We start from the raw sequence: 21601 nt of genomic DNA, 5'->3' as shown, positions 1-21601 counted from the left end.
GGAACCCGCAGGCCGCACCGCGTTCGACAAGGCAGCGGGGCCGGGCCTCGGGTGAGGACCGGCCCCGCTGGGGGTGTTTCGCGGCGGGCGTCAGATCGAGAAGACGTCCTCGACCAGCTGGGCCTGCTCGACCGCGTGGCGCTTGGCCGAGCCGACCGCCGGGGCGGAGGAGGCCGGGCGGGCGACGCGGCGCAGCCGGGAGCCGTTGGCGTTGCGGCCGACGACCACGTCCAGGTGGTCCACCAGGTTCAGCGCGATGAACGGCCACGCGCCCTGGTTGGAGGGCTCCTCCTGGGCCCAGACGTACTGCACGTCGTTGCCGTAGCGCTGGAGCTCCTCCTGGAGCTCGGCGATGGGCAGCGGGTACAGCCGCTCGACCCGGACGATCGCGGTGTCGGTGATGCCGCGCTCGGTGCGGGCCGCCTCCAGGTCGTAGTAGAACTTGCCGGAGGTGATCACCACCTTGCGGACCGCCGCCGGGTCGACCGTGGAGTCGCCGATCACCGGGCGGAAGCCGCCGTTGGTGAACTCCTCGATCCGGGAGTTGTTCGCCTTCAGCCGCAGCATCGACTTCGGGGTGAACACGATCAGCGGCTTGTGGTGCGGGTTGTGCACCTGCCACCGCAGCAGGTGGAAGTAGTTCGACGGGAGCGTGGGCATGGCCACCGTCATGTTCTTGTCCGCGCACATCTGCAGGTAGCGCTCGATGCGGGCGGAGGAGTGGTCCGGTCCCTGGCCCTCGTAGCCGTGCGGCAGCAGCAGCGTGACGCCCGAGGTCTGGCCCCACTTCATCTCGGCCGAGGTGATGAACTCGTCCACGATGGTGGAGGCGCCGTTGGTGAAGTCACCGAACTGGGCCTCCCACGCCACCAGGGCGTTCGGGCGGGCCAGCGAGTAGCCGTACTCGAAGCCCATCGCCGCGTACTCGCTGAGCAGCGAGTCGTAGACGGTGTAGCGGGCCTGGTCCTCGGTCAGGTAGAGCAGCGGGGTGTAGTCCTCGCCGGTCTCCCGGTCGACCAGCACCGCGTGCCGGGTGCCGAAGGTGCCGCGGCGGGAGTCCTGTCCGGCGAGCCGGACCGGGTGGCCCTCCATCAGCAGCGAGCCGATGGCCAGGGTCTCGCCCATGCCCCAGTCGATGGTGCCGTCCTCGACCATCAGCGAGCGGCGCTGGAGCTGCGGCAGCAGCCGCGGGTGCACGGTGAACCACTCGGGCAGCGCGACCTGGGACTCGGCGATCCGCTTCACCATCTCCTGGGAGATGGCGGTGTTCAGGGTCACCGGGAACTCGGCGCGGGGCCGCTCGGTGGTCGCCGGGGCCGGGGTGGTGTCGGCCTCGTGGACCTCCGCGAAGACCTTCTCCAGCTGGTCCTGGTAGTCCTTGAGCGCCTGCTCGGCCTCTTCCAGGGTGATGTCGCCGCGACCGATCAGGCCCTCGGTGTAGAGCTTGCGCACCGAGCGCTTCTTGTCGATCAGGTCGTACATCAGCGGCTGGGTGAACGAGGGGTTGTCGCCCTCGTTGTGGCCCCGGCGGCGGTAGCAGATGAGGTCGATCACGACGTCCTTGTTGAACGCCTGGCGGAACTCGAAGGCCAGCCGGCCGACGCGGACCACGGCCTCCGGGTCGTCGCCGTTCACGTGGAAGATCGGGGCCTCGATCATGCGCGCCACGTCGGTGCAGTACGTGGATGAGCGCGAGGCGGCCGGGGCGGCGGTGAAGCCGACCTGGTTGTTGATCACCAGGTGCACCGTGCCGCCGGTGCGGTAGCCGCGCAGCTGCGACATGTTCAGCGTCTCCGCGACCACGCCCTGGCCGGCGAAGGCCGCGTCGCCGTGGACCTGGATCGCCAGCACGTCGAAGGAGTCGCCGGCCTTGTCCAGGATGTCCTGCCTGGCCCGGACGATGCCCTCGACCACCGGGTCGACCGCCTCCAGGTGCGAGGGGTTCGCGGCCAGCGCGACCTTGATGGTCTCGCCGTTCAGGCCGGTGAAGGTGCCCTCGGAGCCCAGGTGGTACTTGACGTCACCGGAGCCGTGCATCGACTTCGGGTCCAGGTTGCCCTGGAACTCGCGGAAGATCTGCGCGTACGACTTGCCGATGATGTTCGCCAGCACGTTCAGCCGGCCGCGGTGGGCCATGCCGACGACGGCCTCGTCGAGCCGCGACTCGGCGGCGGCGTCGAGCACCGCGTCCAGCAGCGGGATGACGGACTCGCCGCCCTCCAGCGAGAAGCGCTTCTGGCCGACGTACTTGGTCTGCAGGAAGGTCTCGAACGCCTCGGCGGCGTTGAGCCGGCGCAGGATGCGCAGCTGCTCCTCGCGCTCGGGCTTGTCGTTGCCGCGCTCCACCCGGGCCTGGATCCAGCGGCGCTGCTTCGGGTCCTGGATGTGCATGTACTCGATGCCGATGGTGCGGCAGTAGGAGTCGCGCAGCACGCCGAGGATGTCGCGCAGCTTCATCATCGCCTTGCCGGCGAAGCCGCCGACGGCGAACTCCCGCTCCAGGTCCCACAGCGTCAGGTCGTGCGCCTGGACGTCGAGGTCGGGGTGCTTGCGCTGCTTGTACTCCAGCGGGTCGGTGTCGGCCATGAGGTGGCCGCGCACCCGGTAGGAGTGGATCAGCTCCATCACCCGGGCGGTCTTGTTGACCTCGTTGTCGTGGCTGTTGTCCACGTCGGTGGCCCAGCGGACCGGCTCGTACGGGATCCGCAGCGACTCGAAGATCTTGTCGTAGAACCCGGCCTCGCCCAGCAGCAGCTGGTGCATGGTGCGCAGGAACTCGCCGGACTGCGCGCCCTGGATCACCCGGTGGTCGTAGGTCGAGGTCAGCGTCATCACCTTGGAGACGCCGAGCCGGGACAGGGTCTCCTGCGAGGAGCCCTGGAACTCGGCCGGGTACTCCATCGAGCCGACGCCGAGGATGGTGCCCTGACCGGGCATCAGCCGGGGCACGGAGTGCACGGTGCCGATGCCGCCGGGGTTGGTCAGCGAGGCGGTGACGCCGGAGAAGTCGTCCACCGTCAGCTTGTTCTGCCGGGCCCGGCGGACGATGTCCTCGTAGGCCTGCCAGAAGCCGAAGAAGTCCAGCGTCTCGGCCTTCTTGATGGCGGCCACGACCAGCTGCCGGTCGCCGTTGGGCTTGGTCAGGTCGATCGCCAGGCCGAGGTTCACGTGCTCGGGCTTGACCAGGAACGGCTTGCCGTCCTTCTCCTGGAAGCCCTGGTTCATGGCCGGCATCGCCTTGATCGCCTGCACCATGGCGTAGCCGATGATGTGGGTGAAGGAGACCTTGCCGCCACGGGCCCGCTTGAGGTGGTTGTTGATCACGATGCGGTTGTCGATCAGCAGCTTCGCCGGGATGGCGCGCACGCTGGTCGCGGTCGGCATGGTGAGCGAGGCGTCCATGTTCGCGACGATCCGGGCGGACGGGCCCTTGAGGGCGATCAGCTCGGGACCGGTGGGGGCGACAGGGGACGTCACGGTTTTGCTGTCCTTAGGGGCATCGGCCAGCTCGGCCGGAGTGGAAGGCGGGCGGCGGGTCGACGGAGCGGGCGGAGCCGGAGGCTTCGCGGTCACGTGGACCGGCGCGGGCGCGGTTGCGGGGGCACTGGCCGGGGCGTCGGCGGCGGCCGGAACGGCTGCCGGGGACGGCGCCGCGGCGGGGGCCGGCGCGGCGGGCGGCGGAGCGACGGGAGCCTTCGCGGCGGCGGGGGACGCTGCCGGTGCCGAGGAGCCGGCGGCGCCGTTGGGGGTCGTCGTCACCTCGGCTCCGGCGGTGGCACCCGCTTGGTAGTCGGCGAAGAAGTCCCACCAGGCCCGGTCGACGGAGTTCGGGTCCTGGAGGTACTGCTGGTAGATCTCGTCGACTAGCCACTCGTTGGGGCCGAACCCGGCGGACGGGTCGGCACCGGGACCGGGGTCCGTGGCAGTCGAGCTGGTCGAGGTATGGGGGGACTGTGGCGACACGGCGGCAACCGCCCTCTTCCGCTTCCTTATGAATATGGTGGACAGCGGATGCCAAGGCTACGCCCCTGACGCCTGTCCGCGCAGGTCCCGCCCCCTGGTCGTCGCCCAGATCACATGGAGCGCGTCCAGAATGGCGCGAAATCGATGTTAGGGATCGGTCGTGATGGGGGATAACGATTGGCTGTTCGTTCAAAAAAGTATGACAAATTGGGGCAGGGCCCGCTGATTCTCCCCCGTCGGCGCCCGCCCAGCCGCGATTGTCCCGGTTTTGTCGCAAACCGTCCTGATCAGGCCAGACGAGTGAGCGCGAGTCCGGTTCCCGACCCGTTCCCGACCCGTTCCCGACCCGTGCTCGACCCGTTCGCGGGCACCGCTCAGAGCGAGCGGAGCCGGGTCGGCGCGGGAGCCGGGCGGGGCCCCGGGAGGGTGATCCGGATCAGGCAGCCCTGGGTGGAGTCGGCCACCGCGATCGAGCCGCCGTGCAGGTCGACCGCCCAGCGGGCGATGGCCAGGCCCAGGCCGGTACCGCCGTCGCTGCCCGGGCCCTGAGCGGTCGGGCCGCTGCCCCGGCTGAAGCGTTCGAACACCCGGTGCCGGTCCTCGGGCCGGATCCCCGGCCCCTGGTCGGCCACCTCCAGCAGCAGCCCGGACTGCCCGCGCGGCGCCGCCGCGTCGGCCCGGGCCCGGACGGTCACCGTGCCGTCCACCGGGCTGTGCCGACAGGAGTTGTCGACCAGGTTGGCCACCACCTGGTGCAGCCGCTCCGGATCGGCGACGGCGGTCAGCCCGGGGGAGACGTCCAGCTCCAGGGTGACGTCGTGACGGCGGCGGCTGGCCCCGCCGGAGGTGGAGCCGTCCACGGTCAGCCCGCGCAGCACCCCGGTCAGGAAGGGCTCGACCTCGAACGAGCGCACGTCCAGCGAGCCGACCCCGTCCGCGATCTTGGACAGGTCGAGCAGGTGGGCGACCAGGCGGCCCAGCCGCTCGGTCTGCTCCAGTGCGGCGGCCATGGTGGCCGGCTCCGGGCGGACCACCCCGTCCACCACGTTCTCCAGTACCGCGCGCAGCGCCGCGATCGGCGTCCGCAGCTCGTGCGAGACGTTGGCGACCAGCTCCCGGCGCTGCCGGTCGGCCGCCTCCAGGTCGGCGGCCATGGTGTTGAAGGCGGTGGCCAGCTCGCCCACCTCGTCCCGGGAGGTGGCCTGGATCTGGCGGCTGTAGTCCCCGGCGGCCATGGCCTGGGCGGCGGTGGTCATCTCCCGCAGCGGCGCGGTCATGCCGTGCGCCAGCAGCTGGGTGATCAGCAGCGAGGCGACCACCGAGAAGATCATCACCAGCCGGATCTGGGTGTCCGAGTTCAGCGCCATGACCACCATCAGCGTGGATATGCACACCGAGGTGAGCACCAGCACGGCCAGCTTGGCCTTGATCGAGCGCATTGGATCGAGCGGGCGCAGGTCCGCCCAGATCCGCCCGGCCAGCCTGGCCACCGGTCCTCGGGGGCGTTCGGCGGCCTGCTCCGGCTCCGCCCCCCGCTGCGGGTAGCTCACGGCGTCGGGGACTCCAGCGCGTAGCCGACGCCGTGCACGGTGCGGATCCAGTTGGCGCCGATCTTCCGCCGCAGCGCCTTCACGTGGCTGTCCACGGTGCGGGTGCCGGAAGCGTCGGTCCAGTCCCAGACCTCGGCCAGCAGCTGCTCGCGGGTCAGCACCGCGCGCGGCTGCTGGGCCAGGCAGGCCAGCAGGTCGAACTCGGTCGGGGTGAGGTGGACGTCGCCGCCGGACACCCGGACCCGCCGCTGCACGTGGTCGATCTCCAGCTCGCCCAGCCGCAGCGTGCCGCCGACCGGGGTGCGCGCGGCCAGCTGCGCCCGCTCGACCCGGCGCAGCAGCACGTTCACCCGGGCCGCCAGCTCGCGCATGGAGAACGGCTTGGTCATGTAGTCGTCGGCGCCGACGCCGAGGCCGACCAGCATGTCCGTCTCGTCGTCGCGGGCGGTCAGCATCAGTACCGGCACCGGCCGGTGGGCCTGGATCCGGCGGCAGACCTCCAGGCCGTCGAACCCGGGCAGCATCACGTCGAGCACGACCAGGTCGGGCTGCCAGTTCTGGAAGGAGTCGACGGCGGTCGGGCCGTCGTGGGCGATGGCCACCCGGAAGCCCTCGGCGCCCAGCCGGGCGGCGATGGACTCGGCGATGGTCGGCTCGTCCTCGACCACCAGGACCCGCCGCTGCCCTCCGGGCCCACTGGGCTCCTGCTGCTGCACTTCTGTCACGGTCATGCCACCGCCCCCAGGGCTCCCGGGCCGGTGCGGAGCCGCCCGGTCCCGCTCTGTCTCGTCCGACTGCGTGTGCCTGTCCTGCCGCGCCCGGGCAACTGCCGCCGCGTTCCGTACCACGGCTGCCCGCCCGACGGTCCGTTCAGTCGCAGCGTACGTACTGCGGGCTCCTCCGGGTGGCCAGTCATCGATAAACCGGCCGAACGGGGGGTGCGGCCCGACGACCCTACCGGCACTTCACCCGAGCCGGGACGCCAGGTAGACCACATCCGGTTCGCCGCGTTCCACGTGCACCGCCACGTCGAGCCGTTCGACCTGCGGGAACCGGGCGCGCAGCCGCTCCTCGAATTCCGGCGCGGGGGCGGCGCTCCAGACCGCCAGTACGCCCCCGGGGGCGAGCACCCGCTCCAGCACGGTGAGCCCGGCGAAGCCGTAGAGGCCGCCGTTGGCGTCGGTGACCGTCCAGTCCGGGCCGTTGTCGATGTCCAGGCAGAGGGCGTGGTAGCGGTCGGCGGTGGTCCGCAGGTGGTTCAGCAGGTCGTCCTGGACCAGCCGCACCCGGGGGTCGCGGTGGCCGGTCCCGGCGAAGGGGGCGAGCGGCGCGGGTCCGACGGTGTGCCAGTCGATCACCGCCCGCTCGCGCTCCAGCACGGTGATCCGGCCCGGGCGCGGGTCGGCGGCGGCCTCGGCCAGCGAGAAGCCCACGCCGAGCCCGCCGATCAGCAGGTGCGGGTGGGCGGTGCCCCGGCCGGGGCGGGAGAGGGCGTCCAGGGCGGCGCTGACCAGCAGCCGCTCGGAGCGGCCGTCCGAGGTGTCCATCAGGAAGCAGCCGTTGGCGATGATCTCGTAGCGCTCGCCCCGGCGCCGCAGCGCCACCTCCCCGAAGGGGCCGTCCCGCCGGTCGAGGACTTCCGGTTGCGGCTGGATGTAGGGCGCGGGCATGGGTGCGGCCTCCTGCGGCGTTCTGCTTCACGTCTTCTGTTCTTCCCCATCTTGGCCTCCGGCGGCGGGCCGAGTCAGGCCGGTGTCCGTTGCAGTTGAACCTTGCACCCAGCAGCGGCTCTGATCTGCGGGGCGCAAGGTAGAACTGCCCGGGTGCCGGTCGACTTCGTCGGACCTACTTTGCATTTTCGTCGGAGGTTGCCGCTGGTCTCGACAGCGGCAACCGGTTCTCCGTCGAGCCGTGGCAGGATGGCGGCATGCTGATCCGAAAGGGCAATGCCGCGTAGGCGCCCGAAGGGCCTCCGCGCTGAGCAGTGGCGGCCACGAAGAGGAGTTCCGGTCCGTCGTATCCGTGGCGTCTCCGCGTTGACGCGTGTGGCCGTGCGGAAGGTGGAGGAGGACCGGCTGTGGGCTGGTTCGGTTGCTGCGGCGCTCGCCGAGTGCCGCCGGTATCTCGGACAGCCTGGTAGGTATCTGCCTGCTCCGGATACGGACTGTCCGTGCTGTGATCCGTTGATCGCGCGTGACCTTCTGGACGATGTGCTGCGATGGCTGCCACGGGGTGCGCGCGTCGATCTGCAGCGTCTCGTGTCGCAGTTGGATGCTGAGTTTGAGCGCCGCTCGGTGCCCGGGTCGGAGTGCTGGTTGCCGGGGGCATTGGAGCCTGGCGGTTGGTGGCGGCAGCACCTTCTGGGGCTGTGAGATCGGCTCCGGACGGTGGGACGCGGGGTCACTCGGCTGGTCCGACGACGTGGTCACGGAATGCTTGGAAAGTGTCCCAGCCGGGAGAGTTCTCCGGCGATATCAGGTCCCCTTCGGAGCAGTCCAGGGCCTTGCATCCCAGGGCTGCGGCGATGCGGAAGACTGGTGTGAGGGCCTCGTCGTCGGAGCCCCGAAGGTGGAGCATGATCGTGTCCACTGGGTCGCGCGATCCGATGTTCAACTCGATCGACCAGTCGGGCCCGGAGAGCTGTCCCCAGGTGTCGTCCGAGAGATCTGCTTCGGGGAGGGCCTGACTCAGGGCGGTGAGGACTTCACGGCGGCGGCCGAGCGGGGGACTGACGTAGTCCTTGGGGACTTCCTGGACCGAGGCGATGCTGTCGGGCAGGCGGAGAAGGAGGACATCCCAGCTCATGCGGACCTTCCGGAGTTGTTGGATGAACAGTGCGAGCTGTCGACCCTGTCAGAGCAGGCGGAGGTCTTCGTCCGGGCGTTGAGGCAGGAGGATGTTCCGCAAGCTGATCATGCTCGCTTGCCAGAGCCCGGCATCTGCTTGGCTCCAGAGCTCCATCAGCTCTGAGGGCTCGGTCGTGATTCGGTCGAGAGCCTGGGCAGCGAACTCCCGCAGGCTGAGGAGATCGGGGAGGGGCTGCTTCGGCCCGTAGTGGGGATTGGCGGGTTCGCCGCCGGGGCACTGCGTGGCGGTCAGGGCAGCTGCGGCGATGGCCTCTTGCGCGACGTCCGCGTCGAGGTAGCTAGCGATGTCGATCACCCGGACGAGCCTGTCGCGGACGAGGGCTTCTCGCGATCCCTCGGTCACTTCATCAAGGGCGTCGCAGAAGTCTCCGGCCGTGTCATTGTCGAACGGACCGACGTCCCAGGTGCCCATGGTCTCCCCCAAGCTCGTGGCGATGTCGGGGCATCGTTTCAGTCGACACTGACAGCGGTTGGGATCAGGGTCTTCCACGTCTTCCGGCACCACAAGGTGCAGCATCAGAGGACAGCCCGTGTCCGCTCCGCATGAACTTTGCGGGCGGTTATGTCGGCTGCCTGCGGATCGCCAAGTGGGTTCGCATGGTTGGCTCTGTGAGGCTGGGTTCCCGCATTTTCGCTGGGCACCGGTATGTGGTGGGGCGGTCGGCGGGGAGGTGCCGGGGCGGATGCGGTAACGCGCAGTCTGCCGTGCCGGAGCAGGTGCCATGCTGTCCGTTATGACGGACAGTCTTGGTCAGTCGGATGAGCGTCTGGATCAGTTTGCCGGAGTCTTGCTCGATCGATGCCGCTGGGTGCACAAGCGCTTGCTGGACAGTGACCGATTCGGTGTGAACCTTCAGGAGGAGACACTCACCGAGGATCTGTTGCTGGACATCGCCATGGAGATGGCGCCGTTCGACCTCAAAGTCGAGATGTTTTCCAAGCCCCGTGAGGGGCGGGAGGGGGCGGACTGGGAGTGGTGGTTCGGAGGGCGGCAGTGGTTCGGAGTTCGGGTCCAGGCGAAGCGGCTCCGGCGTATAGGCGGTCGACTTGGCTATGACTTGGACTACCGGATTGGGCGCGGTGGCAGTGGCCCGTTGCAGGTCGAGGTGTTCCGAGACAGGGCGCGTGAGGCGGGGTTGGCTGCCGCCTATGTCTTCTACAACGGGCCTGTCGATCTGAACCAGTTCTGGTGGGACTGTGATCGGCTTCCGCGTGAGCCGGAGAACTTCGGGGTCAGCGTTCTGCCCGTGGCTGTCGCGCGTGCGCTTGTCCAGGACGGCACTGTGGACTTCGGCACGGTCGCCAACGCATCGCACCCGTGGCCGTGCCTCGTGTCCTCCGGCAGTGGACCTTGGCCCTTCGGCTGTGGATTCTGGCCGTTTGAACCACCGCCGTGGGTGGATTCGCCTGACCCAGTAGATCTCGATCAGGTAGTAGCCCGTCGCTTTTTCGCTTTGACCCATGAGGGGTTGAGGTGGGTCAATCGTCCCGCCAACGAAGTCTGGAGCCGCTATGTACGGATGCGGGTCGACCAGTACTGTCGGGCTGAACCACCCGACTATGTGAGGCGATTGCTCGAAGGTGGCCGCGACATCGCTGAGGCGGTGCCTCCGGAGGTCGGCGCGATCAGTGTCTTTTGCAGTTGCTGAGGCGGCACGGTTCGCGGGACGTGCGAGGTGATTCCCGTCCAGTTCATCATTGCATCGGGCTGGTGTGCTGGTCCTGGGCTCGCGGCGTTGGCTTGGGCTGGGAGGCACGTTGTCGTGCCGTCGTGGCCTGAATTTCTGGGTCGATCCTTTGGCTGAATGAGATGGCTCCTTCGAGCCGTTCGTAGTTGGGGGTCCATGGGCGGACGAGGACGGGTTTGATGTGGTTGTGCCAGAGCAGAGCCTTGCCGGCCTTGCGTCCGCGTTTGAACCAGAGAGCGCTGCGTTGGTGGCGGTTGAGTTGGCCTTGGTGGACGGCTGGAAGGACCGCGGTGACGCGGCCGGGGGTGAAGCGGTGGTGTGGCCCGGTCGGCGGGCGCCAGGCGTCGGTGTGGGCCCAGTGAGCGATGGCGTCCCCGAGGTCGGGGTTGTCGGTGTAGGGGTAGCTGACGCGGGTGCTGATCTCGCGGTAGAAGCGCTTCTTCTGGTCGGGGGTGCCACTGGCGAGGTCCCGCCAGAACGGTGAGGCGATGAGGGCGGCGACGCGTACGGTTTCGGGATAGATCGCGGCGAAGAGTCGGGAGGCGCTGAACTCCTTGAGTTCGTCCGGGGGTGGGATGAGGACGTGGGTGCGGGACTCCCAGGTGTGCCAGACGGGTCCGCGGTTGCCGAGGCCGGGGTGCTGGTTCCAGATGTGGGAGCAGAGCAGGAAGCCGGTCAGGACGGCGTCGTAGGTGGCGGCCCAGCCGTGCTGGCGCACGAGTCGCAGGTGGAGTCTTTGGGCTTGGACGACGGCGGGCAGGATCGTGAGGTCGGTGGCTGGCCGGTTGGTGTCGGGCGGGCCGATCCAGGTGCGGTGGCGGGTGCAGACGTAGCGGTGGTGGGGCAGGAGGCGGGTGACCTTCCCGCCGGGGTGGCGGGCGTCGCAGCGGTGGCAGCCGGTTTGGGGTTGGTGGCGGAACATCTCCCATGGCGGCGCGGGGTCGCGTAGTTCGGGTAGGGCTCCAGCGAGTTCGTGGACGGTGCGGCCGGTCAGGGCGGCGAGCCGTTCGGGGACGATGATGCGGCGCATGCCGCCGGAGGGTTCACGGGTTGTGGTCTGGGTCCACAGGGTGCTGATGTCCAGGCCGTGCAGGGTGGCCAGGCGGCTGATGTAGGAGGCGGAGAGCTCGTGCCGGGCGGGCGGCACGGGATCGGGTAGGCGGGAGGGCAGCATCAGGCGGCCTGCCGGCGCCGCTGGCGGGTCCGGGCGGGCGCGGTGGCTTCCTCGGCCTGCTCGGCCGCGTAGTCGATGGGGACGGCCTCCAGGAGGTCCTGGGACAGGCGTTCGCTGCCGTCCTCGATCGCCAGGACCGCGCCGCCGCGGACGAGCTGGGACAGGCTCCCGATCATGCCGCCGGTGCGGTGGTAGAGGTACTCGCTCATCGCGGCCAAGGTGCCGGGCTGGTGGTCGTGCAGGCGCAGGGTGGATTCCAGGGTGCCGACCAGCGCGGCCCAGGAGGCGCGGTCCTGCTCGGTGGCATGGGAGAACGGGGCGGCGGGGATGACGTGGAAGCGTCCGGCGATCTGTCGGCCCCGGGTGCCCGCGAACAGCCCTTGGGCCTGGACGTCGATGCCTGCGTAGACGAAGGTCGCGGGCAGGCGCTCGGCGAAGTACTTGAGCTGGTCGGAGGCTTCGGCTCCAGTCCGTGTCTGGATGTTCAGATTGTGGATCTCATCGATGAGTACGAGGTCCACACCGACGTGGGCGGCGGTGGCGCAGACGGCGTTGACGACATCGGTGATGTTGGCGCGGCCGGGCAGGTCCAGGCCGAAGAAGCGGGCGAACTCGGTGGCCAGCATCTTGGGCGTGGCAGCGGGCGGGACGGTGGCATAGAGGACCGGGAGCCGGTGGCGGTCGCGGGGGTGACGTTTGCGGACAGCGAGTTCGTGGGCGCGGCCGAGCTGGGACAGTGCGGTGGTCTTGCCGGTGCCCGACGCGCCGCTGATGATGACGCCGCGCCGAGCGGAGACCTGGTGCCGGTTGAGCTGGACCAGCAGCCGGGAGGTGTTGATCACCTTGCGGATGGTGGGGGTGTTCACCAGCGGCAGGTCAGCGTGGTAGTCGCGGCGCTGGTCCTGGTAGCGGACGCGGTCGGTGCGACTGAGCGAGTCCAGGTCGGGACCTGTCAGCAGGCTTGGCGGAAGGGGTTCGTGCTCGACGAACCGCCGCCAGCCCTCCTTGGTCGTCAGCGGGCTGTCCGGGGGCGTGTCGGTCACCTCGGCTGGTGCCGTTGTGCGGGACGAGGTGGGGATCTTCATAGCCATTTCTCGGCTTCTGCGTGGGCGTCGAAGACGCCGAAGGACGCCACGGGCGCGGGGTCGGGCAGCGTGGCTGGTTCGGCGGTGTCGGGGACGGGGTGGTCGGTGGGCGGGCGGTGGGTGGCGGCGCCGTCGCGGGTGCGGCCGACGACGCGGGCGGTGCGCTTGTCGGGGCCGTGCTCGGCGCGGGTCAGCAGGTCGTCCAGGACGCGGGCGACGGCGGCCTCGTGGGTGTCGTCCAGGCCGGCTTGTGCGGCCAGGCGGCGGGCGTGCTGCCAGGTGAAGTCCGCGAAGGGGGCGTTGACCATGGGCTGGTGGATCCAGGGGACGGTGATCCAGCCGCCGGGGGCGCGTACGAAGACCTGGGAGAGGTCGTAGGGGTCGTGGTGGACCTCCCATAGCCCGCGCTTGGCAGTGTTGCCGGAGTGCTGGCGGCGCCAGGGCGCCAGGTCGGCGCTGTCGTAGGTGCGGTAGCCGATCCGGATGCCGTAGTCGTTGACGGCCCGCCAGGACGCGGGCAGCAGTTCCAGGTAATCCTCCCCGCGCAGGACCAGCGGCAGGTAGCCGCAGGCCGCGACCAGGGAGGCGTACTTGTCGTTCGGCGACATGGCCCGACGCGGCAGGTAGGGGTCGCGAAGACTGTCATGGGGCCGCAATTGCCACCCAGGGATGAGCCATTCGTCCAAGAGATCCTGGAGTTCGGGGATCGTCCAGACGGCCTGCTCTTCCAAGCGTTCGCCGCGGCGGCTCACGTTGGCACCGGTGTAGCTGGCCAGGTGCTGGCAGAACAGGGTGTTGAGGGCGGAAAATGTCGACTCCACGATGCCCTTGTCCGTCGGGGTCCGGGGGCGGCAGCGCTGCACGGAGATCCCGAGTCGTTCGCAGGCGCGGATGAACGTGTCGGACAGGAAGACCTTGCCGCCGTCGATGACGATGGTGTCCGGAACGATGACCGGGCGGGCGGCGGCGTTCTCCATGCGGGTGTCCGCGTCGGTCAGGCGGGCGTGGGGCAGCCGGGAGGCGGCCATCCGCAGGGCCTGGGACCAGCCGGGCCGCATCGGTTCGGGCACCAGCATCCGCGCCAGCAGCAGTGCGGCGTCCACCGCTTTGGTGCCGACCGGCCGCAGCACGGCCGCACAGATCGTGCGCGAGGCGACATCGACCGCGATTGTCAGGTCGGCGCGCGCGGTGATGCCGGAGTCGAGCACCACCATCACGTCCAGCGGGGTGGAGTCGATCTGCACCTGCTCGCCGGGCCGGGCGGCGAAGGTGGGCGTGAACGGGCCGCTGGGGCGGTTCGCGGTCTGTCTGCGGGTGACGGCCGAGCCGAAGGTGTGCCGGCCGGTGGAGAGCGCGTCCACGAGCTTGTAGAACGTGGACGTGCTGGGGATGGGCACCACACCGGGCCCGTGCGCGGCCTCCAGAGCCTTGACCACGCGCCGCATCAGCCGGCTGCGGGTGCCGGTCGAGGCGTGGGTCTCCGCGTCGATGGCGTCGCGGACCGCCTCGACCAGTCGGGCGTCCGCGCGGCCGGTCGCCTCGTGGTTGCGCACCGCGCGCTGGTCGACCAGCCCCCACAAGCCCTGGGCACTGTAGCGGGCGCGGCGGCCTTCGATCGTGCGGACGCTGACGCCCAGCTCCGCCGCCTTGGCCGCGTCGCGTGCGGCCAGGGAGTGGACCGCCGGGTCGTATCCGGGTCGGGGAACGGTCCCCGGGCCGGTGCCGGGCGGCAGGCCGGTAGTGACCTCCACCACGTGGTGTTCCCACTCCTTGGCGGCCGTCAGCACCGGTTCGGGGAGCGAGTCCAGGACCCCGAACGGCTCCAGTTCCGGCAGCGGCTCGGTGCCGGTGACCGCGAAGCCGGGCGCGGCCATCAGGTGGGAGGCCAGCACCACCGACTCGACCGCGTGCGAGGACCGCAGCCGAACCGCCGTCCCGGCGAGCGCGACGACCTGGTGGTCGCCGTCGTCGTAGGAGACCCAGTCGCCGACGCGGAGCACTGGCAGCGGGTGCCGGGACGTCACCGGACCCCCGGGTGGACGAGGGAGCGGGCGTGCAGCGGAACCGACAGTTCGATGTCCAGTTCGTTGCGCCACAGCAGGTGGAACAGCACGGGGAGTACCGCGATCGGGTCGCCGACCAGGCACGCGCCGTCGATCAGTGGCCAGGGTTCGTGGAACACCTCCCGCAGGGCTGCTGCCGGGGCCTCCTGGCGGTGGCGGGGGTGGCGGTAGCCCGCGAGCCAGCGCACGTTGGCCAGCACGATCGGGTCCGGGGTGCTGACCAGTCTGAACTCCCAGCCCAGCAGATCGCAGGCCGCCTGGGTCGCGGCGAACTTCATCAGGTCCCGGGGTTTGCGACGGTCGGCCGGACGGCAGTCGATCACAATCGCCGAGCCGTCGTCCCGGCGTGCGAAGTAGTCCGGTGCGTGCGAGACGCCCTTCCCGTTGCCGCCGGTCCAGAACAGCCAGAACGGCTGCGAGGACACCCCCACCACCAACGGGTCGAAGTCCAGCAGCATCACGTGGTCGCGCTCCAGCCACGACTCGTAGCCGACGTGCCGACCCGCCGTCGAGGACCACCACAGCCCTGGCAGGTGCCGCTGGCCCTTGTACGAGTGGAACTCGCGGACCGGAGCGGCATCCTCGAACCGCACCGCCCACACGTCCGTCAGCGGTCGTCGCAGCTCAGAGCCGCACGGATCTATGTAAGCGACCTCGAAACCCTCGGTGGGCGGACCAACCGCCCCACCGCGTACCCCGCGCAGTTCAACCACCACGACGGAGCCAACGTCACAGCGATTCGCAAGGTCACGCTGGCACTCGCAACTTCCCTCGCAAGGTTGAACTGGAATCCGCAAGGTTCAGCGTTAAAGGACAGCCGGAGCCCTGATCGCTCAGAGCGAACGGGCCCGGGGAACACGGAGGGGGTCAATCTCCTTTAGTCCAGGTAACTCAACTTCAGTGACTGGGGAGAGATCATGGCTTCGACGTCCACCACGCTGACCCTGCCGGTACTGCCGCTCGACGACGAAGCGGTGCTCCCCGGCATGGTCGTTCCGCTCGACCTCTCCGACGGCGAGGTCCGCGCCGCCGTGGAGGCCGCGCAGGCGGCGGTGCGGGACTCCGGGGCGCAGGCCCCCGGCATCCGCACGGTCGCCGGCGCCCGCAAGGCACGGGTGCTGCTGGTGCCCCGGATCGACGGCTCCTACGGCGCGATCGGGACCCTGGCCACCATCGAACAGGTCGGCCGCCTGGCCGACGGCGACCCGGCCGCGCTGGTGCGCGGGGTGCGCCGGGTCCGGATCGTCAGGGGGGTGTCGCCCAGCGACTCGAACGAGGGTGGCGGCGGGCGACGGGCGGGCGGAACGACCGGCCCGGGCGCGGCGCTCTGGGTGCAGGCCGAGCCGGTGGAGCAACCGCCGGTGCCGGACCCGGTGCCCGGCGCGGTCGCCGAGCTGGTCCGCGAGTACAAGGCACTGACCACCACCTGGCTGCAGAAGCGCGGCGCCTGGCAGGTGGTCGACCGGGTCGCGCAGATCGAGGACGTCTCCGACCTGGCCGACAACATCGGGTACGCCCCCTTCCTCAGCGGCGCGCAGAAGGTCGCCGTGCTGGAGGAGCTGGACCCGGTCGCCCGGCTCAAGGAGTCGCTGCGGCTGCTGCGCGAGCACCTGGCCGAGGAGGACGTCGCGGAGACCATCCGCAAGGACGTCCAGGAGGGCATGGAGAAGCAGCAGAAGGAGTTCCTGCTGCGCCGCCAGCTGGACGCGGTGCGCAAGGAGCTGGCCGACCTGGAGGGCGACAGCGCCTCCGAGGAGCAGGACTACCGTGCCCGGGTGGAGGCCGCCGACCTGCCCGGGAAGGTCCGCGAAGCGGCCCTGAAGGAGGTCGACAAGCTGGAGCGCTCCTCCGACGCCTCGCCCGAGGGCAGCTGGATCCGCACCTGGCTGGACACCGTGCTGGAGCTGCCCTGGAACGAGCGCAGCGAGGACGCCTACGACATCGCCGGGGCGCGCGCGGTGCTGGACGCCGACCACTTCGGCCTGGACGACGTCAAGGACCGGATCGTGGAGTACCTGGCGGTGCGCAAGCGGCGCGCGGACCGGGGCCTCGCGCCGGTCGGCGACACCCCGCAGGGGTCGGCAGGCGAGACCCCGCAGGCCACCGGCAGGCGCGCGGGCGGCGCGGTGCTGGCCCTGGTCGGCCCGCCCGGCGTCGGCAAGACCTCGCTCGGCGAGAGCGTCGCCCGGGCCATGGGCCGCTCCTTCGTCCGGGTGTCGCTCGGCGGCGTCCGCGACGAGGCCGAGATCCGGGGGCACCGGCGTACCTACGTCGGCGCGCTGCCGGGCCGGATCGTGCGCGCGATCAAGGAGGCCGGGTCGATGAACCCGGTGGTGCTGCTCGACGAGATCGACAAGGTCGGCTCGGACTACCGGGGCGACCCGGCCGCCGCGCTGCTCGAAGTGCTGGACCCGGCGCAGAACCACACCTTCCGCGACCACTACCTGGAGGTCGAGCTGGACCTCTCGGACGTGGTGTTCCTGGCCACCGCGAACGTACTGGAGGCCATCCCGGAGGCGCTGCTGGACCGGATGGAGCTGGTCCGGCTGGACGGCTACACCGAGGACGAGAAGGTCGTCATCGCCCGCGAGCACCTGCTGCCCCGGCAGCTGGAGCGGGCCGGTCTGGGCGCGGAGGAGGTCACCGTCGAGGAGGCGGTGCTGCGCAGCCTGGCGGGCGAGTACACCCGCGAGGCGGGCGTGCGCGGGCTGGAGCGGGCCGTCGCCCGGATCCTGCGCAAGGTCACCGCGCAGCAGGAGCTGGGCGAGGCCGAGCTGCCGCGCACCGTCGCGGTGGAGGACCTGCGCGGCCTGATCGGGCGCCCCCGGCACACGCCGGAGGCGGCGCAGGAGCCCGGCGAGCGGCGCACCGCCGTACCCGGTGTGGCCACCGGCCTCGCGGTCACCGGCGCGGGTGGCGACGTCCTCTACATCGAGGCGTCGCTGGCCGACCCGGAAACCGGCTCCACCGGCCTGGCACTGACCGGGCAGCTGGGCGACGTGATGAAGGAGTCCGCGCAGATCGCGCTCTCCTTCCTGCGCTCGCACGGCGCCGAGCTGGAGCTGCCGGTCACCTCGCTCCGCGACCGGGGCGTCCACCTGCACGTCCCGGCCGGGGCGGTGCCGAAGGACGGACCGAGCGCGGGTGTGACCATGACCACTGCGCTGGCCTCGCTGCTGTCCGGACGCAAGGTGCGGGCGGATGTGGCGATGACCGGCGAGGTGTCGCTGACCGGGCGGGTGCTGCCGATCGGCGGCGTCAAGCAGAAGCTGCTGGCGGCCGACCGGGCCGGGATCAGCACCGTGCTGATCCCCGCGCGCAACGCCGCTGACCTGGACGACGTCCCGGCCGAGGTGCTGGCGCGGCTGACCGTGCACCCGGTCTCGGACGTCCGCCAGGCGCTTGAGCTGGCCCTGGAACCGGCCACCACGCACACCGCCGCGACCGGACACCAGGTCGCGGCGGCCTAGCCGGGACCCAGCCGGGACCCAGCCGGGACCCAGCCGGGACCCAGCCGGGACCCAGCGAACCGTCGGGAACCGTCGCTTTGAGGGGGCCGTCCATCCAGAGGACGAGACCTGCGAGAATGCGACGGTTCTCGACGGCGAGTTGGGTGGGTGGGTTCGGACGATGGGCGTACGAGGTGCGGCGGTAAGTGGCCCCGGGCCGGGGAGCGGGCGCAAGCGCAACCTCGAACTGGTGCTGATCCTGTTCGCCATCGCCATCGCCGCCTTCGGTGACGCGGAGGCGGTGCTGGCGCTGACCGGCAAGATGCCGAGCGGCTTCGCGCTCCAGGTCGGCGGCCTGACCGTGGTCGCGCTGGGCGCGCACATGGTGGTCCGGCGCTGGGCGGCCTACGCCGACCCGCTGATCCTGCCGATCACGGTGCTGCTCAGCGGCCTGGGTCTGACCATGATCCACCGGCTGGACATCTCGGACGCCAAGGAGCACGCGGGCGTCCCCTCGATCGCCAACCCGCTGGCCAAGGGGCAGGTGGAGTGGCTGGTCATCGGGGTGCTGGTGTTCTCCGCCTTCGTGATCTTCGTCAAGCACCACCGGTGGCTGGCGAACTACCCGTACGTGCTGATGGCCGGGTCGCTGGTGCTGCTGATGGCCCCGGCGTTCTTCCCGTCCACCTACGGCGCCAAGCGCTGGATCTACATCGGCAGCCAGACCATCGAGCCGGACGAGTTCACCAAGATCTCGCTGGTGGTGTTCTTCGCCGGGTACCTGATGGCCAACCGGGACGCGCTGGCGCTGGTCGGCCGGAAGGTCTGGGGGGTCAGCCTGCCGCGCGGGCGGAACCTGGGGCCGATCATCGCCATCTGGGTGGTCAGTCTGCTGGTGCTGGTCTTCGAGGTCGACCTCGGCACCTCACTGATCGTCTTCGGCATCTTCATCATCATGCTGTACATGGCCACCGAGCGGACCGGATGGGTGGTCATCGGCCTGCTGATGGCGGCGGTGGGTGCCTACGCCGTCGGATCGACCTCGGCGAACGTCGAGGGGCGGATCAACGGCTGGCTGCACCCGATGGCCGTCTTCGCCAGTACGAACTCCGGAGCGTCCGACCAACAGGCGCAGGCGCTGTTCGCGCTCGGGCACGGCGGCTTCTTCGGGACCGGCCTGGGCCAGGGCCAGCCGTGGCTGATCGGCTTCGCCGACCGGAGCGACTGGATCCTCGCGCCCTTCGGCGAGGAGCTGGGCACGGCCGGGGTGATGGTGATCATCATGCTGTACGTGCTGATGGCCGAGCGCAGCCTGCGCACCTCGGTCCGGCTGACCGACCCGTTCGGCAAGCTGACGGCGGGCGGGCTGGCGGCGGCGCTGATCCTGCAGATCTTCGTGGTGATCGGCGGCGTGATCGGGCTGATCCCGGAGACCGGTAAGGCGCTGCCGTTCCTGGCACAGGGCGGGTCGTCCATGGTGGCCAACTGGATCATGGTGGCGCTGATGATCAAGCTCAGTGACGCCGCCGGGCGGACCGACCTGGAGCCCGCGCCGGACCCGGCCGCGACGCTGACCATCTCGGCCGAGGAGATCGCCGCCGCCCGGGCCGAGATGGAGCACTGAGCCCCCTTCCCCGCGGAGGGGCTCAGCGGAAGACGCCGGTGTGGCCCAGGGAGTACCGGCCCGGCTGCGGGTAGACGCACAGTCCGTGCGGCCCTTCGCCGACCGGGATCCGGGCGATCAGGTGGCCGTCCTCGGTGGACATCGCGTACACCTCGGAGTTGTAGCGGCCGGACAGCCACAGCACCTTGCCGTCGGCGGAGACCCCGCCCATGTCCGGGCTGCCGCCGCCGGGGATCTGCCACTTGTGCACCAGTCGCCCGGTGCCGAACTCCAGCACCGAGACCGAGCCCTCGCCCCGGTTGGAGATGTAGAGGTACCTGGAGTCCCGGCTGACGTAGAGGCCGTGCGCGCCCGCGCCGGTCCGCAGCAGGGTCGGGGTGGCGAAGGTGTCGCCGTTCAGCTCCCAGACGCCGTTGGCCATCATGTCGGCGATGTACCAGACCTTGCCGTCCGGCGAGATCTTGACGTCCTGCGGCATCGAGCCCGGGAACGGGATCTTCTGCTTGGCGACGATCTGCATCTTCTCGGTGTCGACCTTGAGCAGGTCGCCGGAGAACTCGCAGGAGACGATGAAGTAGCGGCCGTCGGGGGAGAAGTCCGCGTGGTTGACCCCGGCGCACTGCGAGGGGACGGACTTGACCACCTTCATGGTGTGCGCGTCGCGGAAGACCAGGGCGTGGTCGTTGGAGGCCATCACCACCGCGTACTTGCCGTCCGGGGTGAAGTACAGGTTGTACGGGTCGTGCACGTCGACCGGCGTGCCCGGCTTGCCGGTGACCGGGTCGACCGGGGTCAGGCTGTTGCCGAGGTCGTTGTTGACCCACAGCGTCTTCAGGTCCCAGGAGGGGACGACGTGCTGCGGCTCGTGGCCGACGTCGAAGGTGTACGACACCTTGTAGGTGGCCGGGTCGATCACGGTGACGGTGTTCGACAGGGTGTTCGGTACGTAGATCCGCGAGGGGAAGTCCCGGACCACCGGCGACAGCGCGCCGGGCCGGTCCGCCGCGTAGACGTCGGTCGGGGAGAGCAGCGGCGGCATCCCGGGGAGGTGCTCGTCGACGCTCAGCGGGACGCCGGTTCCGGCGCCGGTCGCGGAGGCCTGCCCGACCGGGGCGACCGCCGCCTGCCAGGACCTCGGCTTGGCGGCGCCGCAGGCGGAGAGCAGCAGCCCGCCGCCGACCAGCGCGGCGGCCACGGTGATCGACAGCAGCCGCTGGCGCGCGCGGACGGCGGGAGCGGGGACGGGAGCGGGGGGAGTGGAAGCGGAGATGGGCATCAGCTGAACAACTCCGAGGTTGTGACCGCGCGCAGGCCGCGCCGGTGCAGGCCGTCGAGGATGGCGGGCAGCGCGGCGACCGTGCCGGGGTGCCCGAAGTGCATGCTGACCACCGATCCGGGGCGGACCGCGTCCAGTACCGTGCGGGTCACCGCGTCCGGTCCCGGGTCGGTGTAGTCGAGGGAGTCCAGGTCGTAGCCGAGGCAGTGGCTGTAGCCCGCGCGGCGGGCCTGGGCGGCGACGGTGGCGGTGCAGTCCATCGCCTGGGAGGGCCGGAACCAGCGCCCGGTGGTGCCGGTCAGCTGCTTCAGGCGCGCGGCGCAGCGGGCGATCTCCTGGTACGCGGCGTCGGGCGCCATCGCGGAGATCGAGCGGTGGGTCTGGGTGTGGTTGCCGAGTTCGTGGCCGCCGTCGAGGATCCGGTGGGCCATCTGCGGCTGCTCGTCCAGCCAGCTGCCGACCGCCAGTACGGTGATCCGGGCGTCGGCCCGGGCGGCCTCGGCGAGCAGCGCGGCGGCGATGGCCGGGTCGCCCTGCCCGTGGAAGGTGAGCGCGACCGCCGGGCGGGTGCGCGGTCCGGTGCTGATCTCGAAGGGGAGCCCCGCGGCCAATCGGGGGAGCGCGTCGGCGTCCGGCGCGGTGCTGGTCCCGGCGGCGGGGGTGGTGCTGGTGTCGGCGGCCTGGACGGCCGCGCGGGGTGCGCTGCCGTCCGCGCAGGCGGCGGTGAGCGAACCGGCGGCGCCCAGCGCGGCCAGTCGCAGGAGCTCGCGACGCTCGAAGTGAATCATTGGATAAATCCTATGGTGATCGCCGGAACACGCACGGTGAGCGGTCCAAGGGGGGCCGTACAGTGGCGCGGGGT

Annotated in this window: 15 protein-coding genes; 3 read left to right on the top strand and 12 right to left on the bottom strand. The window is 70.6% G+C overall.

Going from position 1 to position 21601, the window contains the following annotated elements; all coding sequences use genetic code 11:
* Positions 1-90 precede the first annotated feature (90 nt).
* The 6 genes from GXP74_RS34345 to GXP74_RS34320 all read right to left on the bottom strand — a co-directional run bounded on the left by GXP74_RS34345 (position 91) and on the right by GXP74_RS34320 (position 8897).
* Positions 91-3963 carry a multifunctional oxoglutarate decarboxylase/oxoglutarate dehydrogenase thiamine pyrophosphate-binding subunit/dihydrolipoyllysine-residue succinyltransferase subunit gene (locus tag GXP74_RS34345; protein WP_182455146.1) on the bottom strand — a complete coding sequence of 1291 codons (3873 nt, stop codon included), beginning with the start codon at positions 3961-3963 and terminating at the stop codon, positions 91-93.
* 374 nt (positions 3964-4337) lie between these two features.
* On the bottom strand, positions 4338-5513 hold the full coding sequence (locus tag GXP74_RS34340) for a sensor histidine kinase (RefSeq protein WP_370468500.1): 1176 nt from the start codon (positions 5511-5513) through the stop codon (positions 4338-4340).
* On the bottom strand, positions 5510-6244 hold the full coding sequence (locus tag GXP74_RS34335) for a response regulator transcription factor (protein WP_182455145.1): 735 nt from the start codon (positions 6242-6244) through the stop codon (positions 5510-5512). Before GXP74_RS34335 ends, GXP74_RS34340 begins: the two co-directional genes overlap by 4 nt.
* A 234-nt stretch (positions 6245-6478) precedes the next feature.
* On the bottom strand, positions 6479-7183 hold the full coding sequence (locus GXP74_RS34330; RefSeq protein WP_182455144.1) for a spermidine synthase: 705 nt from the start codon (positions 7181-7183) through the stop codon (positions 6479-6481).
* Between the two features lie 730 nt (positions 7184-7913).
* Entirely contained in the window at positions 7914-8318 is a 405-nt protein-coding gene (locus GXP74_RS34325; protein WP_182455143.1) for a hypothetical protein, read from the bottom strand.
* 48 nt (positions 8319-8366) lie between these two features.
* Complete coding sequence (locus tag GXP74_RS34320; protein WP_370468499.1) at positions 8367-8897, bottom strand: DUF4259 domain-containing protein; 531 nt, start codon at positions 8895-8897, stop codon at positions 8367-8369.
* A gap of 217 nt (positions 8898-9114) precedes the next feature.
* Here GXP74_RS34320 and GXP74_RS34315 point away from each other — a divergent pair, with 217 nt between their 5' ends.
* Positions 9115-10029, top strand: a complete 915-nt coding sequence (locus GXP74_RS34315; protein ID WP_182455142.1) for a DUF6615 family protein — start codon at positions 9115-9117, stop codon at positions 10027-10029.
* A gap of 46 nt (positions 10030-10075) precedes the next feature.
* Here the strand turns inward: GXP74_RS34315 and GXP74_RS34310 are convergent, their stop codons facing one another.
* From GXP74_RS34310 to GXP74_RS34295, 4 genes are read right to left on the bottom strand one after another with little or no spacing between them, the layout of a single operon-like run.
* Positions 10076-11242 carry a TniQ family protein gene (locus GXP74_RS34310; RefSeq protein WP_182455141.1) on the bottom strand — a complete coding sequence of 389 codons (1167 nt, stop codon included), beginning with the start codon at positions 11240-11242 and terminating at the stop codon, positions 10076-10078.
* The gene (locus GXP74_RS34305) at positions 11242-12333 is read right to left on the bottom strand and encodes a TniB family NTP-binding protein (protein WP_370468498.1); all 1092 of its coding nucleotides are present in this window, start codon (positions 12331-12333) and stop codon (positions 11242-11244) included. Before GXP74_RS34305 ends, GXP74_RS34310 begins: the two co-directional genes overlap by 1 nt.
* Complete coding sequence (locus tag GXP74_RS34300) at positions 12324-14351, bottom strand: Mu transposase C-terminal domain-containing protein (protein WP_182455140.1); 2028 nt, start codon at positions 14349-14351, stop codon at positions 12324-12326. Before GXP74_RS34300 ends, GXP74_RS34305 begins: the two co-directional genes overlap by 10 nt.
* On the bottom strand, positions 14348-15103 hold the full coding sequence (locus GXP74_RS34295) for a TnsA-like heteromeric transposase endonuclease subunit (protein WP_182456832.1): 756 nt from the start codon (positions 15101-15103) through the stop codon (positions 14348-14350). The genes GXP74_RS34300 and GXP74_RS34295 overlap by 4 nt, the downstream gene beginning before the upstream one ends.
* Before the next feature lie 204 nt (positions 15104-15307).
* Here GXP74_RS34295 and lon point away from each other — a divergent pair, with 204 nt between their 5' ends.
* Together lon and GXP74_RS34285 are read left to right on the top strand one after the other, a co-directional pair.
* Entirely contained in the window at positions 15308-17860 is a 2553-nt protein-coding gene (lon, locus tag GXP74_RS34290; RefSeq protein ID WP_182455139.1) for an endopeptidase La, read from the top strand.
* Between the two features lie 229 nt (positions 17861-18089).
* Entirely contained in the window at positions 18090-19463 is a 1374-nt protein-coding gene (locus GXP74_RS34285; RefSeq protein WP_225448393.1) for an FtsW/RodA/SpoVE family cell cycle protein, read from the top strand.
* Between the two features lie 22 nt (positions 19464-19485).
* Here the strand turns inward: GXP74_RS34285 and GXP74_RS34280 are convergent, their stop codons facing one another.
* Both GXP74_RS34280 and GXP74_RS34275 read right to left on the bottom strand, forming a co-directional pair.
* On the bottom strand, positions 19486-20739 hold the full coding sequence (locus tag GXP74_RS34280; protein WP_182455137.1) for a YncE family protein: 1254 nt from the start codon (positions 20737-20739) through the stop codon (positions 19486-19488).
* Positions 20739-21527, bottom strand: a complete 789-nt coding sequence (locus tag GXP74_RS34275; RefSeq protein WP_182455136.1) for a polysaccharide deacetylase family protein — start codon at positions 21525-21527, stop codon at positions 20739-20741. Before GXP74_RS34275 ends, GXP74_RS34280 begins: the two co-directional genes overlap by 1 nt.
* Positions 21528-21601: the final 74 nt, after the last annotated feature.

It is taken from the genome of Streptacidiphilus sp. P02-A3a, assembly GCF_014084105.1.
In the GTDB taxonomy this organism is placed as follows: domain Bacteria; phylum Actinomycetota; class Actinomycetes; order Streptomycetales; family Streptomycetaceae; genus Streptacidiphilus.
Note: the sequence above shows the minus strand (reverse complement) of the source record. Positions and strands in the feature narration are given on the sequence as shown.

Bases quoted from the DNA above. Each gene is read 5' to 3' on its own strand.
- GXP74_RS34335 (WP_182455145.1), bottom strand. From the start codon at position 6,244: ATGACCGTGACAGAAGTGCAGCAGCAGGAGCCCAGTGGGCCCGGAGGG.
- GXP74_RS34330 (WP_182455144.1), bottom strand. From the start codon at position 7,183: ATGCCCGCGCCCTACATCCAGCCGCAACCGGAAGTCCTCGACCGGCGG.
- GXP74_RS34325 (WP_182455143.1), bottom strand. From the start codon at position 8,318: ATGAGCTGGGATGTCCTCCTTCTCCGCCTGCCCGACAGCATCGCCTCG.
- GXP74_RS34320 (WP_370468499.1), bottom strand. From the start codon at position 8,897: ATGCTGCACCTTGTGGTGCCGGAAGACGTGGAAGACCCTGATCCCAAC.
- GXP74_RS34315 (WP_182455142.1), top strand. From the start codon at position 9,115: ATGACGGACAGTCTTGGTCAGTCGGATGAGCGTCTGGATCAGTTTGCC.
- GXP74_RS34310 (WP_182455141.1), bottom strand. From the start codon at position 11,242: ATGCTGCCCTCCCGCCTACCCGATCCCGTGCCGCCCGCCCGGCACGAG.
- GXP74_RS34305 (WP_370468498.1), bottom strand. From the start codon at position 12,333: ATGGCTATGAAGATCCCCACCTCGTCCCGCACAACGGCACCAGCCGAG.
- lon (WP_182455139.1), top strand. From the start codon at position 15,308: ATGGCTTCGACGTCCACCACGCTGACCCTGCCGGTACTGCCGCTCGAC.
- GXP74_RS34280 (WP_182455137.1), bottom strand. From the start codon at position 20,739: ATGCCCATCTCCGCTTCCACTCCCCCCGCTCCCGTCCCCGCTCCCGCC.
- GXP74_RS34275 (WP_182455136.1), bottom strand. From the start codon at position 21,527: ATGATTCACTTCGAGCGTCGCGAGCTCCTGCGACTGGCCGCGCTGGGC.